This window comes from Streptomyces sp. NPDC096323 (assembly GCF_040302845.1).
Taxonomy (GTDB): domain Bacteria; phylum Actinomycetota; class Actinomycetes; order Streptomycetales; family Streptomycetaceae; genus Streptomyces.
In genome coordinates this window covers 579,198-595,757 of the sequence record NZ_JBEOSI010000004.1, presented here as the reverse complement: position 1 = coordinate 595,757, position 16,560 = coordinate 579,198, and the positions used below count along the sequence as shown (strand labels likewise).

The window sequence follows — 16,560 nt, the reverse complement described above, 5'->3', positions numbered from 1 at the left end:
GAAGAAGCGTTCCGCCACCGGACCCGGGCCGGACGACCACACACCCTCCCCTTCCTTTATTCGAACGCTTGTACGAACATAGAGGTATGGCCACCACCGACCGGCGAACCGCCACCCTGGCCCTGGCCCACGCGCTCTCCGCCGCCGAGCACGGGCTCCCCGTCATCCCACTGTCCGCCACCAAGCTCCCCGCCCTGCGCTCCCCGCACCACGGCGAGACCCTCCCCTCCGGCTGCCGGGGCGCCTGCGGCCTGCCCGGACACGGGGTCCACGACGCCACTACCGACCCCGCCGCCGTACGCGCCCTCTTCGCCGCCGCGCCGTGGGCCACCGGCTACGGCATCGCGTGCGGACGCCCTCCGCACCACCTCATCGGAGTCGACCTCGATATCGACGCCGCCGGCCGGACCGACTCCGTGGCGGCTCTGCAACAGCTGGCTCTGCAGCACCTGTTCACCATTCCGCCGACCGTCACGGTGCTCACCCCCAGCGGCGGCCGCCACATCTGGCTGTCGGGCCCGCCCGGCACGGCGGTACCGAACTCGGCCGGCCGCCTCGCCCCCGGCATCGACATCCGCGGCACCGGCGGCTACCTGGTCGGTCCTGGGTCGGTGACCGCCCGCGGCGTCTACCGCCTCGTACCCGGCACCGGCACGCTCCCGCCCGCGCCCTGCCCCAGCGCCCTCCTCCACCTGCTGACGCCCCCGGCACCACCACGGCACCACCACGGCCATCCCGACCAGGGCAGCGGCCTGATCCGGTTCGTCCTGGCCGCCGGCGAGGGCCAGCGCAACACCCGGCTCTTCTGGGCGGCCTGCCGCGCCTACGAACACGGCTTCGGCGACGCACTGGCCGAGGACCTCACCCGCGCCGCCGTCCGCACCGGCCTCTCCGAACACGAGGCCCGGGCCACCATCGCCTCGGCCGCCCGCCTCACCGCCACCCGCTGCGAACCTCCGGGCTGACACGCCGGGTCGGCGCATCCGGCGAGCAAGCACCCACGCGGCAGCAGCGGGACCGAGACCGGACAGACAAGAAGAGGCCCCTGACCGTTACCCGGTCAGGGGCCTCTCACCTGCGGTGGGTGTGGGATTTGAACCCACGGTGACATCGCTGCCACGACGGTTTTCAAGACCGTTCCCTTAGGCCGCTCGGGCAACCCACCCCGCGTCAACGGTCAACGAAGAACCGCTTCGACGCGGAGGACAGCCTAGCCGGTCAGCTGTCGCCCTTGCGCTCGCCCAGGGTGACTTCCACCGTGGAGGTCTTGCCGCCGCGCTTGTAAGTCAGTGTGACCTTGTCGCCCGGCTGGTGGGTCCAGATTTCGCCGATCAGGGTCGGTCCGCTGTCGACGACGGTGTCGTTGAACTTCGTGATGACGTCGCCCGCCCGCAGGCCGGCCCGCGCCGCGGGGCCGTCCTTCGTGACCGCTTCCGTGCCGCCCGCGCCCTGGTCCGAGATGACCGCGCCGCCGGTCTTCTCGTCCATCGTCACCGTGGCGCCGATGACCGGATAGACGGGCTGACCGGTCTTGATCAGCTGCTGGGCGACGTTCTTCGCCTGGTTGACCGGGATCGCGAAGCCGAGGCCGATGGAGCCCGCCTGGCTCTGGCCGGTGCTTCCCGTCGACTGGATCGCCGAGTTGATGCCGATGACCGCACCGCCGGCGCTCAGCAGCGGGCCGCCCGAGTTCCCCGGGTTGATCGAGGCGTCGGTCTGCAGCGCGCTCATGTACGAGTTGCTGCCGCCGGAGCCGTCACCGGAGGCGACCGGGCGGTTCTTCGCGCTGATGATGCCCGTGGTCACCGTGTTGGACAGACCGAAGGGGGCGCCGATCGCGATCGTCGAATCGCCCACCGCGACCTGGTCCGAGTTGCCGAGCGGCAGGGGGGTGAGGCCCTGCGGCGGGTTCTTGAGCTTCAGCACGGCCACGTCGTAGCCCTGGGCACGGCCGACCACCTCGGCGTCGTACTTCTTGCCGTTGGAGAACGTCGCCGTGAGCTGGCCGCTGTCCGCCGCGGAGGCCACCACGTGGTTGTTCGTGAGGATGTGGCCTTCCTTGTCGTACACGAAGCCGGTTCCGGTGCCGCCCTCGCCGTCACCGCCCTGCGCGTCGATCGTGACCACGCTGGGGAGCGCCTTGGCCGCGACGCCCGCGACCGTGCCCGGGTCACGCTTGAGGTCCTGGGGGGTGCCCGACGCGGCGACCGTGGTCGAAACGGAGGAGCCGGAGTCGTTGTTGCTGTCGGCGGCCCAGAAGCCGAGGGCTCCGCCGACACCGCCTGCGACGAGTGCCGCCACGGCCACCGCCGCCACCAGGCCACCCGCGCCCCGCTTGCGCGGCGCGTCGGACGTCTGCGGCTGAGGGCCCCAGACCGGGCCACCGCCCTGCGCCCCGTGCCCATGGGCGTACGCCGGGACCGCCGGCGGAGGCGGAGGCCAGCCGGCGTCGGCTGCGGACTGCGGTACGGGCGGGGGCGCGTACTGCGGCGCACTCGCCGGAACCGGGGCCATGGGCGTGGTCGCCGGGTCCTGGGCGTGGGCGGCCGGCTGCTGCTGTGTGGCCGTCGCGTCCGGGTGCGGCGGGGCGGCGGGCGCGCTCTCGGGGGATCCCTGGGGAGCGTCGGCCGGCACGGGAGGTGCGGACGGAACGGACGGGGCGGCCTCGGCCGCGGTTCCCTCGTTGCCCTCGTTCTCTGTGCTCACAGCTCTTTACTCCTCGGTTCCACATCATCATTCGGCAAGAGATCCGCTGTGTACGTGTCTGGAGTCAGCTTTTCCCACGGCACGTCAGGCCACTGTAAGCAGGACCTGTGCATCTGCGCACCGGTCCTTACACCGGACAAAACGGTCTCACGTCACAAGGTGCGCGCACCCGCGGCCTCCCGGTGACACCATGACGCGGTGACCCAAGCACGGCAGCAGCGCCCCAGCCAGCATCCCATCCAGGTCATCGCACACCGGGGCGCGTCCGACGACGCCCCCGAGCACACCCTGGCCGCGTACCGGAAGGCGATCGAGGACGGCGCCGACGCCCTGGAGTGCGATGTACGGCTCACGGCCGACGGCCATCTCGTATGCGTACACGACCGACGGGTGAACCGCACCTCCAACGGCCGCGGCGCGGTCTCCGCGCTGGAACTCAGCGAACTCGCGGCCCTCGACTTCGGCTCGTGGAAGGACCACGAGGAGGCGGAGTCCCCGGACTGGGACCCGGTGCCGGGCGAGCTCACCTCCGTACTCACTCTGGAACGGCTCCTCGAGCTCGTCGTCGAGACGAGGGCCACCGGCCGTCCGGTGCAGCTGGCCATCGAGACCAAGCACCCGACGCGCTGGGCGGGGCAGGTCGAGGAGCGGCTGCTGCACCTGCTGAAGCGCTTCGAGCTCGACGTACCGCCGTCCGACGCACCCTCGCCGGTCCGCATCATGAGCTTCTCGGCCCGCTCACTGCACCGGATCCAGGACGCCGCGCCGGAACTGCCCACCGTCTACCTGATGCAGTTCGTCTCACCGCGGCTGCGCGACGGACGGCTGCCGGCCGGCGCCCGCATCGCGGGGCCGGGGATGCGGATCGTACGCAGCCACCCGGGATACATCGACCGGCTGCACCGCGCCGGTCATCGCGCGCATGTCTGGACGGTCAACGAACCCGAGGACGTCGAGCTCTGCATGCGGCTCGGGGTCGAGGCCATCATCACGAACCGGCCGAAACAGGTGCTGGCGCAGCTGGGGCGCGCGTAGGGGCACAGTCCGGCGGGACCGGTCGTCTCGGGGTGCGGGAGGCGGTGCCAGTGGGAGCGCATCCCACTGCCCGTCGGTTACAGGGAGTACACCGGCGCATTCGGCCCGTACCCAATCGTTACGAGTGCGTCACTCGTGGGCCATTGGCCGGTTTCCGGTTCAGCCCAGGGGGGCATCCACTCCGTGGCGTGGGGCAAAGGAGGTCTCGGGGGTGGCGTTGGTGGTGGCACAAGAAGTGCCCACGTCGTCGAGCATGGCCGTACCCCATGGTCCTGCGGGCGTGGGTCAGGCACGGCACCGAATGCGTGAGCAGCTGCGCAGCTACGGGGTGTCGGATTCGGTCGTCGACGATGCTGTATTGATCCTTTCCGAACTGCTCAGCAACGCGTGCCGGCACGGCAGGCCGCTGGGCCGGCACAGCGATGTGGGGGACGGCGACGTACGTGCCGCCTGGCGCGTCGACAGAACGGGCGGGCTAACCGTCGAGGTGACGGACGGAGGCGGTCCGACCCGGCCGGTTCCGGCCACTCCGTCGGTGACCGCTCGCGGCGGCCGGGGGCTCAACATCATCAGTGCCCTCGCCGAGGAGTGGGGGGTACGTGACGACTCGTCCGGCGAGGTCACCGTCTGGGTACTCGTCCACGAGGGACACGGTCTCCCCGCCGAACGCGCCGACACGCGGGGTAACGGGCGGGTTCCGGGATCGACGGGGCTGCCGGGCGCCAACTCGGGGGTGACCGGTGCGACAGACCTCGACGGGCTGGAGTTCGCCGACGCCTTCGACGACGTGGGCTGAACGCGGGCCGCACAGCCCGGTGGCCACGGAGGGCAACGGCGACGGTGCGGGGACAGCGCGGTGGGTGCAGCGCGCCATGGAGCCCCGTAGCCGGCACCGTGTCCGCCGTCAGAGGGCCGCCCTCACGGTCGGCCGTGCCTGCGGACGGCGCACGGGGAGCTAGGCTCGCGGCCCAGACCGCACTGTCGCAATCGGGAGAAAGCCCACCATGGCGAAGAAGCGCCCTCAGACCAAGGCCGGGAAGCAGCAGCTTGACGACCGCGAGATCCCGGTGGTCGGGGCTCGCGAGCCCTGCCCGTGCGGTTCGGGCCGCCGTTACAAGGCCTGCCACGGCCGCGCCGCCGCCCAGGCCGTGACCGAACTCGTCCAGCGCCCGTTCGAGGGGCTGGCCGGCGAATGCGACTGGGTCGCGCTGCGCGAGCTGGTGCCCGCCGCCACGGTCGAACTGACGCTGAAGGGCGGCCTGCCCGACGGCGTGCCGTCGGTGACGCTCGCGACCGTCCTCCCGATGGCGTGGCCCGCGCTGCGCCGCGACGACGGTTCGGTCCTGCTCGCCCTGCAGAACGACACCTCGTCGGGCGACCTCAGCCGCGACCTCGCCGATACGCTCCAGCGCGCGCTGGAGGCCGAGCCCGGCTCGCCCGTCGCCGCCCGGCGCGTACCGGCCGAAGGGCCGCGGCTCCAGGACCTTCTGGACGCCGACGCCCCGTTCACGCCCGTCGTGCACCCGGGCTTCGAGTTCTGGGTGCCGGACGCGGAGAACGCCACCGCCGAGGTGACCGCGTCCCTGGAACGCGCCAACGACGCGGCGCTCCCGACCGTCCTGCTCTCCGGGGTGGACGCCGCCTACTGGTGCGAGACCCCGGAGAAGAACCACCTGCGCTGGGTCATGCCGCATCCCGAGGAGCGGCTCCTCGACGCGCTCGCCCGCCTGCACGCCGCCGGCAACTCGTCGCTGGGCGAAGGGACCCGGCTGGTCGGCTCCTTCCGCGCGCACGGCCTGATGGTCCCGGTCTGGGACCTGCCGAGCTCCATGAGTGCCGAGGAGTGCGAGAAGCCCGCCGTCGCGTTCGCGGAGCGGCTCGCGCCGGCGCTCGCGTCGGACGCACCGCTCACCGCCGAGGAGCGCCGGGCACGTGGCGGGCTCACCAACCGCCAAGTGACCCTCAGCTGACAGTGACCATCATCCCGACCGTACGGTGACGCCCGTCACAACTCGCCGTACCCACAGGTAAATCGCTGTCCGAATACACGAGATCGAATTTGCGAACGGCAGATCTCTTGTTACCGTTCTAGAAGCCCGGTCGCTGGTGCATCCCCCGTCGCCAGCGATCGGGCATCCTCATGTCCGGGCACAGCGCACGACGGCGCACCAGTGGGCGCACAAGCCGCGCACAGCCGCTGCACAGCCCCCGGTCACGCACCCTGACTCTCCGCCCGCCCCGCCTCGCCCTTGCCGTCCTTCCGGCGGACTCGGCGACGACTTCCGCGTGGCCCGGCGTCAACCCGCCGCTGCGGGCGCCCTGTTGGACCCGGTGTCGACAACGGCACCGCGCGGTCGCCGGACCGCTCGGTATCGGACAGAAGCCGTCGGCCCGGCTCCCTTTCCGATTGCGTCGCGGAACAGCGCCCGAAGGGATCTTCGAGAGCCGTTCGAGCGACTTCGGAAAGGGCATCAGAATGCCGGTCCGGTGCGGCCTTTGCATCGGCAGACTTTGCATGACCGAAACAGCCCTCACGAAATGACCGGAACAGCCCTCGTCGCTCACCTCACCCGGAAGTGATACGCCAGGGATCGGACCGCGCTCGGTAATGAAGAAGGACCGGGAAGACCGGAAAGGGATCGCGAGGGGAAGCCGCACCGTGAGCGCCACCGCGGCACGCGAACACCGTTCCCGGCGCAGCGGCACCGTGAAAGACCGTTCCCGGCCGCAGCCCGCCGGTCAGTACGCGAGCCGGCTCCCGCCGTCCGGCGCACTGCTGCTCGCCGCGACCAGCGCGTCCAGGACCACCCCCACATCCGGCAGCCACGGCGACGCGGCCACCGGGACCGGCGTTCCGTCACCGGGGCCGGACCGGAAGACCCTCTCCGGCGCCCTCTCCCAGCGCACCTGTCCCGTACCGATCTCGGACGGCGGAAGGACGAGATACCCGCCCTCGCCGTGGAACCGCAGCGAACTGGGCACCCAGTCCTGGGCGTGCAGCAGTTCACCGAGCCGTTCGAGGGTGTACGGGGCGACGAGCAGCGACCACCGGGTCGGCGTCGCCACCACGGGGCCCAGCCGCATACCCATCCGGTCGAGCTCGTCCAGTGCCCGGGCGCCGGCCACCGCCGGCAGGCTCAGTGCGCACGGCGCGCGCCCGCCCGTGGCCAGCAGGACCGGCGCGGTGGGCCGGTTCGTCCACCACCAGCGCACCATCCGGGCATCGGTGGTCGCGGCGAGCAGGCCGGGATCGAAGGGGTGCGCGCCGGGCACCGCGCACTCGGGGTCGGGGCAGGCGCAGCCGCGCTCACCACGGCCGCCGGCCGCCTGGAGGCCCACCCCCGGGAGCACGGGCCACTGCCAAGCGGTGGCACAGGTCAGGGCCGCGTCGAGCCGGGCGGTTCCTCCCCTGCGCCCGAACCGGAGCCTGCGTCGCCTTCCGAGGATCTCGCGCATGAGCGCTCGTTCCTTTCCGTTGAACGCCGAGGGTCCACATCACACCACGCGCGCGTCACAACACGTGTGCGGATCGTCACTGTATGTACTAGCCTGCCGAGCCTGCGGTACGGGTTGATCGTCGGTACCGAGCCTGAGCTGTGCTGAGCCGAATCGAGCCTGAGCCGTGCCGAGCCGAATCGAGCCGGTTTCCAGTCGAGAACGTGTCGAGGTGCAGGGCGCGTGGCGCGCCTGCTGTCCGCCGTACTGCCTCGCCACTCGGGGGTGGGGCGTGGCCGTCACAGATGAGGACGTCCGGGCCCGCCGCCAGGTTCCGGAGGCGGTCGGAACCGCCTCTGGCCATCTACTGATTTACGTACCCAGCGTGCCCGGAATGACGCTCCCCCTGGTACTTGCCCCGGGGAGCAACCCCCGGTCGAGCAGACCCAGTCGACCGCGAATGACCGCCGCAGGGTGCATTTTCTGGCCAAGTTGCTTGCCCCTCGGACACCACAAATCCCGTAGGGACAATGCTGGACATCGCCTTACTTGTGCGTGTACATGTGGATGCATTGATAGCGGCGCAGAATGACATGGGGGTTTGCGATGCTATTCGACGAAACAAACCAGTCGGAAAGCCGGCGACCATGAGCGCCCCACACCTGCCGAAAGTGGCTGGAATCAACCCCACAGTTCCGGTTTCGGCGCACACTGCCGGGCCCCTCACCGAGGTACCGGCCGCCCCCGGCGCCTTCATCCAGGACCGTCTGGCGGGCTGGGTCTCCGACCTCACCACGCTGCACGAGCTCACCGAACGGCTGGCCAGAACCCACACCCTCGACGACGCGCTGCACGAACTGCTCGACGCCGGAGCCGCGCTGGTCGGCGCCCGCCGCGGGCTGATCGCCTTCGAGCCCTCCGACCTCCGTGGCCCCGTCAGCACCATCGGCCTCGGGCTGGCCCATGCGGAGCTCGGCCAGATCGAGACGATCCCGCGCAGCGCCACCTCCTACGGCCGCATCCTGGAAGGTCTACCGAACCCCGACGGCCCGCTGGCCGGCCCCGATCTGCTCGGCGACACCGGCCTGGACCCGCGCAGGCGTGAGGTCGCCGCCCGCCTCGGGTACGCGGCCAGCTACGCACTGCCGATCGCCACCGAGCGGACCGGACGGCTCGCCGCGGCGGTCTGGCTCTACGACGAGCCCGCCGAGCCGCTGGAACGCCAGCGCCACCTCGTCGGGCTGTACGCCGGGTACGCCGCCGAGCACCTGGCCCGGCTGCTGGAACTGGAACGGGCCAGGACCGACGTCGCCACCATCGCCGAGGAGCTCCTGCCCAGCCGGCTCCCCCGCGTCCCCGGTGTGCAGCTGGCCGTGCGCCATCACGCCGCACCGCAGAGCGGCAGCGACTGGTACGACGCGCTGGCACTGCCGGAGGGCGCGCTGGGCCTCGCCGTGGGCTCGGCCGGCGGCTCCGGACCCAGCGCCCTGGCCGCCATGGGACGGCTGCGCGCGGGCCTGCGGGCGTACGCGGTGATGGAGGGCGAGGACCCGGTCGCCGTGCTCTCCGATCTCGAACTCCTGATGCGGCTGACCGAACCGGCCCGTTCCGCGACCGCCCTCTTCGCCTACTGCGAGCCCGCCCGCCGCAAGATCCTGCTGGCCGGCGCGGGGCACACCCCGCCGCTGGTCGTCGGCGACCGGCGGACCGAATTCGTCGAGACCACCCTCTCCGCCCCGCTGGGCATGCTGGCCTGCTGGGAGGCGCCGAGTGTGGAGATCGCCCCGGCGCCCGGCGAGACGGTCCTGCTGTACACCGATGGCCTGCTGCGCCGCGCCGGCGACTCGATGGACCGGGCGTTCGCACGGCTCCACTCGGCGGCGGCGAGCGTCCCGAAGGCCCTGCGCCACGACGCCGGATCGGTCGCCGACCATGTGGTGCGCACCGTGCTCCCCGACGGAATCGACCGGGGCGACCCCACCGAGGACGTGGTCCTGCTCGCCGCACGCTTCGACTGATCAGCCCCGCACCCGCCGGCAGCGGCGGGCCACCCCGTGTAAGAGGCCTTCCGGCCCTGGGCCCCCTTCCGTACGCCCGTACGATGGAGGGGGTCCAGTGTCGTATCAAGGAGAGACAAGCCGTGTCTGAGGAGCTCACCCCGGAGAACCCGGAGACCGAAGAGACAGAGCCGGTCAAGCAGCGGAAGAACGGCCTTTACCCGGGCGTCTCCGATGAGCTCGCCGCGAACATGAAGTCCGGATGGGCCGACACCGAGCTGCACGGCCTGGAGCCGATCCCCCAGGCCGCACACACCGCCGACCGCCGCGCCGCGCTGTCGGCGCGCTTCCCGGGCGAGCGGCTGGTCATCCCGGCCGGCCGGCTGAAGACCCGGTCGAACGACACCGAGTACGCCTTCCGCGCGTCCACCGAGTACGCGTACCTCACCGGCGACCAGACCCAGGACGGCGTCCTCGTCCTGGAGCCGAAGGACGACGGCCACGAGGCGACCGTCTACCTGCTGCCGCGCTCCGACCGGGAGAACGGCGAGTTCTGGCTCGACGGCCAGGGCGAGCTGTGGGTCGGCCGGCGTCACTCCCTGACCGAGGCCGAGCAGCTGCTGGGCATCCCGGCGAAGGACGTCCGCGAGCTGCCCGCCGCACTGACCGAGGCCACCGGCCCGGTCCGCAACGTCCGCGGTCACGACTCCGGCATCGAGGCCGCGCTCACCGACAAGGTGACCGCGGAGCGCGACGAGGAACTGCGCGTGTTCCTCTCCGAGGCCCGCTTGGTCAAGGACGCCTTCGAGATCGCCGAGCTGGAGAAGGCCTGCGACATCACCGCCCGCGGTTTCGAGGACGTCGTGAAGGTCCTCGACAAGGCCGAGGCGACGAGCGAGCGCTACATCGAGGGCACGTTCTTCCTCCGCGCCCGCATCGAGGGCAACGACATCGGCTACGGCTCGATCTGCGCCGCCGGCCCGCACGCCACCACCCTGCACTGGGTACGCAACGACGGTGCGGTGCGCTCAGGCGAACTGCTGCTGCTCGACGCCGGCGTGGAGACCAACGACCTCTACACCGCCGATGTGACCCGCACGCTTCCCATCAACGGCACGTTCACGCCGCTGCAGCGGAAGATCTACGACGCGGTGTACGAGGCGCAGGAAGCCGGCATCGCCGCGGTCAAGCCCGGCGCCGACTACCGCGACTTCCACGACGCCGCGCAGCGCGTGCTCACCGAGAAGCTCGTCGAGTGGGGTCTGCTCGGCGACCTGTCCGTGGACAAGGTCCTGGAGCTTGGTCTCCAGCGCCGCTGGACGCTGCACGGCACCGGCCACATGCTCGGCATGGACGTCCACGACTGCGCCGCCGCGCGGACCGAGACGTATGTCAACGGGACGCTGGAGCCGGGCGTGTGCCTCACCGTGGAGCCCGGTCTCTACTTCCAGGCCGACGACCTGACCGTTCCCGAGGAGTACCGCGGCATCGGCGTCCGGATCGAGGACGACATCCTCGTCACCGAGGACGGCCACCGGAACCTCTCGGACAAGCTGCCGCGGCAGGCCGACGAGGTCGAGGCGTGGATGGCCCGGCTCAAGGGCTGACCGCCCGGTACTTCGGACGCGTCAAAGGGCGCCCTGCTCAGGACACCATGAGAAGGGCGCCCTCCCGCCATTTCAGGACCTTGTCGAAACTCACCACCGCCCCGCCGTGGCCCGGCCGGTTGCCGAAGTGGACGTGATCGGCGAGCTGCTCGATCAGGCAGAGACCACGCCCGTCCTCCGCGGTGAGCGGCGGGTGTTCGGCGTACGGCTGCCATGTGCCGCCCGGCGACGGCGCTTCGTGGTACTGCGGTTCGTGCTGCTGATGTGCTTCGTGTTGCTGATGTGCTTCGTGTTGCTGTGCGGCGGCGGTGCGAAGTACGCGCCTGGCGGGGAACCCCGGTCCGGAATCGGCGACTTCGATACGGCATTTCTCGCCGTCCAGATAGGCGGTGACCCGGTACTGCCCGCAGGCGGCAGCGGATGGTTCCTCCCAGGCATCCCGGCTCTCCGCAGTCTCACCCGGCACACCGTGCGCCCCGCCGTGCTCGACGGCGTTCGCACAGGCTTCGCTCAGGGCGAGGGACAGGTCGAAGGAGATGTCCGGGTCCACACCCGCGGATTCCATCGTGCCCAGCAGGAACCGACGGGCGAGCGGAACGCTCGCAGCTTCGCGCCGCAAATGGAGTGACCACCAGATGCTCATGCTCCAGCCTCCTGGCTGCGGCTCGACATACGGTTACGTATTGCCGCCCGATGCCGTTCGTAAGCACGGACGGGGTGTGAGACCGCTCATTCGGCGGATACCCGCGCTCGCCACACCTGTGCATCCCATGCCCACAGAACCGTTCTGCCCCGTCCGTAACCGGTCCGAACGGCCCGGCTCCCCTCCATTCGGGCCGAAGAAGGCCGAAGGTGACCTTCCGGACCTGCCGTACGGAGGCAGGGGCCGCAGTGGGATGATGTCTCGGCCATGACTACGTCGGTGGGACGTGCCGGAGCCGGAATGCGGCTGCTGAGGGCCGCGGTGTTCGCCGCGGTCTGCGTCGCGTTGTCCGCAGCCGGGCACGCGCTGGCCGCCGGCGCGGCCGTCCCCTGGTGGACCCTGCTCGCCGGATTCCTCGGCATCGTCACGGTGGCGGTTCCCCTCGCCGGACGCGAACGTTCACTGCCCTCCATCGCCGCGGTTCTGGCCGGCGGACAGATCGCCCTGCACACGCTCTTCGGCGTGGGCACCCACACCGCCTCGCCCCGGGTCCCGGCCGCCGAGGACCCGCTGATCCGGTTCGCGGCGAGTCTCGTCTGCGGTGCCGGGCCCGGCCGGCTGGACGCCGCCGACGCCCACCACATCGTCACCACCGCGGGCATCGATCCGGCGTCGCTGACCGAGCAGACCCATCAGCATCTGGTCACCGCTCCCCCCGGTGGCGCGGCCGGCCTTGCCGGAATGCTGCCGGACCTTCCGATGGTGCTCGGCCACCTGCTGGCCGCCCTGGCCGCCGGCTGGCTGCTGCGGCGCGGCGAGGTCGCCCTGTTCCGCCTCGCCCGGCTGTCGGCCCACGGCGCCCAACAGGTGGCGGCCGGGGCCCGGCTGCGGGCGCTGCGCGCCGCGCTCGCTCTCGTGGCCGCGCTGCGCGCCGGACTTCCCGGCGGCCCGGCGACCGGGCCGCGCATCTCCCGTACCGCCGTGGACGCACCGTCCCCGGCCACCGGGGATCCCTTGCAGCACATGGTGATCAGGCGCGGGCCGCCCACCGTATTCACCCTCGCAGCCTGACGCGACGCCCTCCACGCGATGCCCGCGCGGATTCCTGCCACGCACCCCTGCGGTGCCGGTACGGGTCCTCGTACGCACGCCGCTCGTGAGGATGAGGTGTCGCGGTCCCGTCGCGCACCCGTGCGCCGGAGCACCCTTCCTTCGTGCATCTGTGGAGTGATCCCTGCCATGAACGTTTCCCGCATCGTCCTCGCCGGCGGCATCGCCGCGTCCACCGTGCTGATTCTCGCCGGTACGGCCTCCGCCCACGTCAGCGTCCAGCCGCAGGGCGAGGCCGCCAAGGGCGGTTACGCCGTCATCAACTTCAAGGTCCCCAACGAGCGCGACAACGCCTCGACGACCAAGCTCGAAGTGAACTTCCCGGCCGACCACCCGCTCGCGTCCGTCATGCCGCAGCCCGTGCCGGGCTGGGACATCAAGGTGACCACGAGCAAGCTGGCCAAGCCGCTCGACATGCACGGCAAGAAGATCAACGAGGCCGTCTCCAAGGTCACCTGGACCGCGGACGGCGGCAAGATCGAGCCCGGCCGTTTCCAGCAGTTCCCGCTCTCGGTCGGCCAGCTCCCGGAGGACGCCGACCAGTTGGTGTTCAAGGCCATCCAGACGTACGACAACAAGGAGGTCGTGCGCTGGATCGAGGAGCAGAAGGAGGGCGCGGAGGAGCCGGAGAGCCCCGCCCCGGTCCTCAAGCTGACCGCGGCCACCGGCGACGCCCACGGCGCGACCGCCGCCTCCGGTTCGGACTCCGCCGACAAGGACGCCACGGCCGAGCACGCGAAGGACGAGCAGACCACGGCCTCGGCTGCCTCCTCCGGCTCCAGTGACACCACGGCCCGTGTGCTCGGCATCGCCGGCATCGTCATCGGCGTCGCGGGCGTCGCCTTCGGCGTCCTGGCCGGCCGTCGCCGTACCGCCTGATCGCCACCCCCTCACGTCCCACCCGTAACCACCGCTCCATCGACCCACCAGGAAACAGTGCTCCATGGTTAAGAAGTCAGTGCTGGCCGCGGCGCTCGCCGCCGCGGCCGCGCTCACCCTGTCCGCCTGCGGCGGCAGTGACAACGACAGCAAGAAGCCGATCGCCGACATCTCGGTCGAGGCGAAGCCCCAGGCGGCGACGGTGCTCGACCAGCCGTTCACCAAGCCGGATCTCGTCCTGACCGACACCCACGGCAAGAAGTACGACCTGCGGGAGAAGACCAAGGGCAAGCCGACGCTCATCTACTTCGGCTACACCAACTGCCCCGACGTCTGCCCGCTCATCATGAGCAACATCGCGATCGCCAAGAAGTCCCTCCCCGAGGCCGACCAGGACAAGCTCCAGGTCGTCTTCGTCACGACCGACCCGGAGCGGGACACCCCCGCCTCGCTGGGCTCGTGGCTCAAGTCCCAGGACCCCTCCTTCATCGGTCTCACCGGCGACTTCCCGGCCATCCAGGCGGGCGCCCGGCAGATCGGCATCGGCATCGACGCACCGAAGAAGGAGAAGGACGGCACGGTCGTCTCGATGCACGGCTCCCAGGTCATCGCGTTCTCCCCGAAGACCGACAAGGGCTACGTGCTGTACAGCGAGGACACCACGCCCGACGACTACACCAAGGACCTCCCCAAGATCGTCAAGGGGGAGAACCCGTGAACCGCCGCACCACCCTCGCCGGCGTCCTGGCCCTCTCCACGGGCCTGACGCTGGCGGGGTGCTCGTCCCCGGGCGCACCGGAACTGAAGGTCATGGGCGGTTTCATGCCGCAGCCCGTCAACGACATGGCAGCGGCGTTCCTCGTCGTACGGAACGAGGGCGGCAGCTCCGACCGGCTCACGTCGGTCACCAGCACCCTGTCGGACGACGTCTCGATCCACGAGACGAAGAACCAGGCCATGCGCATGGTGACGTCCTTCGACGTCCCCGCGGGCGGCGAGCTGGACCTGGAACGCGGCGGAAACCACATCATGTTCATGAAACTCAAGCAGCAGCCCAAACAGGGCGAGACCGTGTCCGTGGAGCTGCATTTCGAGAAGGCCGGCCCCATCGAGGTCGACCTTCCCGTGAAGGAGACCACCCACAACCCGAAGAAGCAGTGAGGGACTGACGCCATGACAGCCACCGCCCCGCCCTTCGGGCCCTCCCCGTCCGCATCCGCCCCGCGCCGGCCACTCGCCGTCGCCGGACTCGTCGCCGCCCTGACCGGCATGGTGTTCGGGCTGCTGCTGGCCGTCGCGGGCCCCGCTTCGGCGCATGCCGCGCTCACCGGGAGCGATCCGCAGGACGGGGCGGTGGTCGCCGCCGCCCCCAAGGCAGTCACGCTCACCTTCTCCGAACAGGTCGCCATGGGGGAGGGCTCCATCCGCGTCCTGGACCCGTCCGGCAAGCGTGCCGACACGGAGGAGGCCCCGCGCGATCTGCACAGCGGCTCCACCGTGAAGTACGGCGTCTCCCTGCACACCGGACTGCCGGACGGTACCTACACCGTTGCCTGGCAGGCCGTCTCCGCGGACAGCCACCCCGTCTCCGGCGCCTTCACCTTCTCCATCGGCGCACCCTCCGAGACCACCGTCGCCCTTCCTGACACCGAGGCGGGCGGCGGCCTGGTCGGCACGCTCTACGGCATCGCCCGCTACGCCGCGTACGCGGGCTTCATCGTGCTCGCGGGCGGCGCCGCGTTCGTGCTCGCCTGCTGGCAGCGCGGGGCGGGCGCCCGCCCGTTGCAACGTCTCGTCGTCCGAGGCTGGATGACCCTCACCGCGGCCACGCTCGCGATGCTGCTGCTGCGCAGCCCGTACACCGGTTCCGGGGAACTCGGCGACGCCTTCGACCTCGACGGTCTGAAGGCGGTCCTGGACACCAAGCCCGGTGCCGCTCTCGTCTCCCGGCTGCTGCTGCTCGGCGCCAGTGCGCTGTTCATCGCGGTGCTGTTCGGGGCGTACGCGAAGCGCGAGGACGAACGCGAGAAGAAGGACCTCACCTTCGGCCTCGCCATCGGCGGCACGGTCGTCGCCGCCGGGATCGCCGGAACGTGGGCCTTGGCCGAGCACGCGTCGACCGGGATCCAGCCGGGCATCGCGATGCCGGTCGACGTGCTCCATCTGCTGGCCGTAGCGGCATGGCTGGGAGGGCTTACGGCCCTGCTGGTCGCGCTGTACCGCACCCCCGACATCACGGCAGATGCCGTACGCCGCTTCTCCCGGATCGCGTTCATCAGCGTGCTGGTGCTCGCCGCGACCGGGATCTACCAGTCCTGGCGCCAGCTCGGCTCCTGGTCCGCGCTGAGCGACACGGGGTACGGGCAGTTGCTGCTCGTGAAGGTGGGACTCGTCGCCGTCCTCGTCGGGGTCGCCGGGATATCGCGCCGGTGGACCGCCCGGCTGGCCACGGGCGGGGGAGCCCCGGTTCCCGCCGCTGCCGGCACTGACGAAGCAGACAACGAGGAAGAAGAGGCCGACGCGGCGGCCCCAGTGGCGGCCACCCCCGAGGACCCCACGCGAGCCGCCCAGCTCGCGCGCCAGCAGGCCGCCGTGGCAATCGCGGATAGGAAGCGGATACGTGACGCCGACCCCGACCGGTCCGGCCTGCGCCGCTCGGTGCTGGCCGAAGTCGGAGTCGCGGTGGCGCTCCTTGCGGTGACCACCATTCTGACGTCGACCGAACCCGGCCGTACGGAGGAGGAGGCGCGCTCGTCCGTACCGGCCGCCGCCCCGGCGGCAAGCGGACCCGTCAACCTCACCCTGCCCTTCGACACCGGCGGCGAGAGGGGCAAGGGCACGGTCCGCATGGACCTGGACCCCGGGAACATCGGAGCCAATGTGGTGCACCTCTGGATCGACGACATCGACGGGAAGGCCATGGACGTCCCCGAGGTGAAGCTCGCCTTCACCCTGAAGTCCAAGGACATCGGGCCCCTTCCCGCCGCCCCCGTCCGGCTGACCCAGGGCCACTGGTCCTCCACCGGCGTCCAGATCCCGATCGCGGGCAACTGGAACGTCGCGGTCACCGTGCGTACCTCGGACATCGACCAGACCACGGTCGACAAGAACGTGAAGATCGGCTGAGCAGGACCGTGAGCGGAAACCG

At 71.0% G+C, this 16,560-nt stretch carries 14 protein-coding genes and 1 tRNA gene; 11 read left to right on the top strand and 4 right to left on the bottom strand.

Going from position 1 to position 16,560, the window contains the following annotated elements; translation table 11 throughout:
- Positions 1 to 86 precede the first annotated feature (86 nt).
- Positions 87 to 965 carry a bifunctional DNA primase/polymerase gene (locus tag ABTX18_RS14040; protein WP_352122959.1) on the top strand — a complete coding sequence of 293 codons (879 nt, stop codon included), beginning with the start codon at positions 87 to 89 and terminating at the stop codon, positions 963 to 965.
- Between the two features lie 113 nt (positions 966 to 1,078).
- Here the strand turns inward: ABTX18_RS14040 and ABTX18_RS14035 are convergent.
- Positions 1,079 to 1,165: transfer RNA gene (locus tag ABTX18_RS14035), tRNA-Ser, on the bottom strand.
- Between the two features lie 53 nt (positions 1,166 to 1,218).
- Positions 1,219 to 2,706 carry a S1C family serine protease gene (locus ABTX18_RS14030; RefSeq protein WP_352122958.1) on the bottom strand — a complete coding sequence of 496 codons (1,488 nt, stop codon included), beginning with the start codon at positions 2,704 to 2,706 and terminating at the stop codon, positions 1,219 to 1,221.
- Between the two features lie 198 nt (positions 2,707 to 2,904).
- Between ABTX18_RS14030 and ABTX18_RS14025 the strand changes: the two genes are divergently transcribed.
- The 3 genes from ABTX18_RS14025 (at position 2,905) to ABTX18_RS14015 (ending at position 5,711) form a co-directional block, all read left to right on the top strand.
- Positions 2,905 to 3,741, top strand: a complete 837-nt coding sequence (locus tag ABTX18_RS14025) for a glycerophosphodiester phosphodiesterase (RefSeq protein ID WP_352122957.1) — start codon at positions 2,905 to 2,907, stop codon at positions 3,739 to 3,741.
- Positions 3,742 to 3,865: 124 nt separating this feature from the next.
- Complete coding sequence (locus tag ABTX18_RS14020) at positions 3,866 to 4,537, top strand: ATP-binding protein (RefSeq protein ID WP_352122956.1); 672 nt, start codon at positions 3,866 to 3,868, stop codon at positions 4,535 to 4,537.
- A gap of 208 nt (positions 4,538 to 4,745) precedes the next feature.
- Positions 4,746 to 5,711, top strand: a complete 966-nt coding sequence (locus ABTX18_RS14015) for a DUF5926 family protein (RefSeq protein ID WP_352122955.1) — start codon at positions 4,746 to 4,748, stop codon at positions 5,709 to 5,711.
- A gap of 769 nt (positions 5,712 to 6,480) precedes the next feature.
- On the opposite strand, the gene ABTX18_RS14010 is transcribed toward ABTX18_RS14015, so the two are convergent.
- Positions 6,481 to 7,197 (bottom strand): bifunctional DNA primase/polymerase, encoded by a 717-nt coding sequence (locus tag ABTX18_RS14010; RefSeq protein WP_352122954.1) that lies wholly within the window; start codon positions 7,195 to 7,197, stop codon positions 6,481 to 6,483.
- A 626-nt stretch (positions 7,198 to 7,823) separates the two neighbouring features.
- Here ABTX18_RS14010 and ABTX18_RS14005 point away from each other — a divergent pair.
- Positions 7,824 to 9,194, top strand: a complete 1,371-nt coding sequence (locus ABTX18_RS14005) for a PP2C family protein-serine/threonine phosphatase (RefSeq protein ID WP_352122953.1) — start codon at positions 7,824 to 7,826, stop codon at positions 9,192 to 9,194.
- A 122-nt stretch (positions 9,195 to 9,316) separates the two neighbouring features.
- Positions 9,317 to 10,780: an aminopeptidase P family protein gene (locus ABTX18_RS14000; protein ID WP_352122952.1), complete on the top strand. Its 1,464-nt coding sequence runs from the start codon at positions 9,317 to 9,319 to the stop codon at positions 10,778 to 10,780.
- A gap of 37 nt (positions 10,781 to 10,817) precedes the next feature.
- Here the strand turns inward: ABTX18_RS14000 and ABTX18_RS13995 are convergent, their stop codons facing one another.
- Positions 10,818 to 11,423 carry an ATP-binding protein gene (locus ABTX18_RS13995; protein ID WP_352122951.1) on the bottom strand — a complete coding sequence of 202 codons (606 nt, stop codon included), beginning with the start codon at positions 11,421 to 11,423 and terminating at the stop codon, positions 10,818 to 10,820.
- Positions 11,424 to 11,690: 267 nt separating this feature from the next.
- Between ABTX18_RS13995 and ABTX18_RS13990 the strand changes: the two genes are divergently transcribed.
- The 5 genes from ABTX18_RS13990 (at position 11,691) to ABTX18_RS13970 (ending at position 16,538) form a co-directional block, all read left to right on the top strand.
- On the top strand, positions 11,691 to 12,494 hold the full coding sequence (locus tag ABTX18_RS13990) for a hypothetical protein (protein WP_352122950.1): 804 nt from the start codon (positions 11,691 to 11,693) through the stop codon (positions 12,492 to 12,494).
- A 168-nt stretch (positions 12,495 to 12,662) separates the two neighbouring features.
- Positions 12,663 to 13,412, top strand: coding sequence for a YcnI family copper-binding membrane protein (locus ABTX18_RS13985; RefSeq protein WP_352122949.1), 750 nt, complete (start codon positions 12,663 to 12,665; stop codon positions 13,410 to 13,412).
- A 64-nt stretch (positions 13,413 to 13,476) separates the two neighbouring features.
- Positions 13,477 to 14,130, top strand: coding sequence for an SCO family protein (locus ABTX18_RS13980; RefSeq protein ID WP_352122948.1), 654 nt, complete (start codon positions 13,477 to 13,479; stop codon positions 14,128 to 14,130).
- The gene (locus ABTX18_RS13975) at positions 14,127 to 14,573 is read left to right on the top strand and encodes a copper chaperone PCu(A)C (RefSeq protein ID WP_352122947.1); all 447 of its coding nucleotides are present in this window, start codon (positions 14,127 to 14,129) and stop codon (positions 14,571 to 14,573) included. Before ABTX18_RS13980 ends, ABTX18_RS13975 begins: the two co-directional genes overlap by 4 nt.
- 12 nt (positions 14,574 to 14,585) lie before the next feature.
- Complete coding sequence (locus ABTX18_RS13970) at positions 14,586 to 16,538, top strand: copper resistance CopC/CopD family protein (RefSeq protein ID WP_352122946.1); 1,953 nt, start codon at positions 14,586 to 14,588, stop codon at positions 16,536 to 16,538.
- The last annotated feature ends 22 nt before the right edge of the window (positions 16,539 to 16,560 follow it).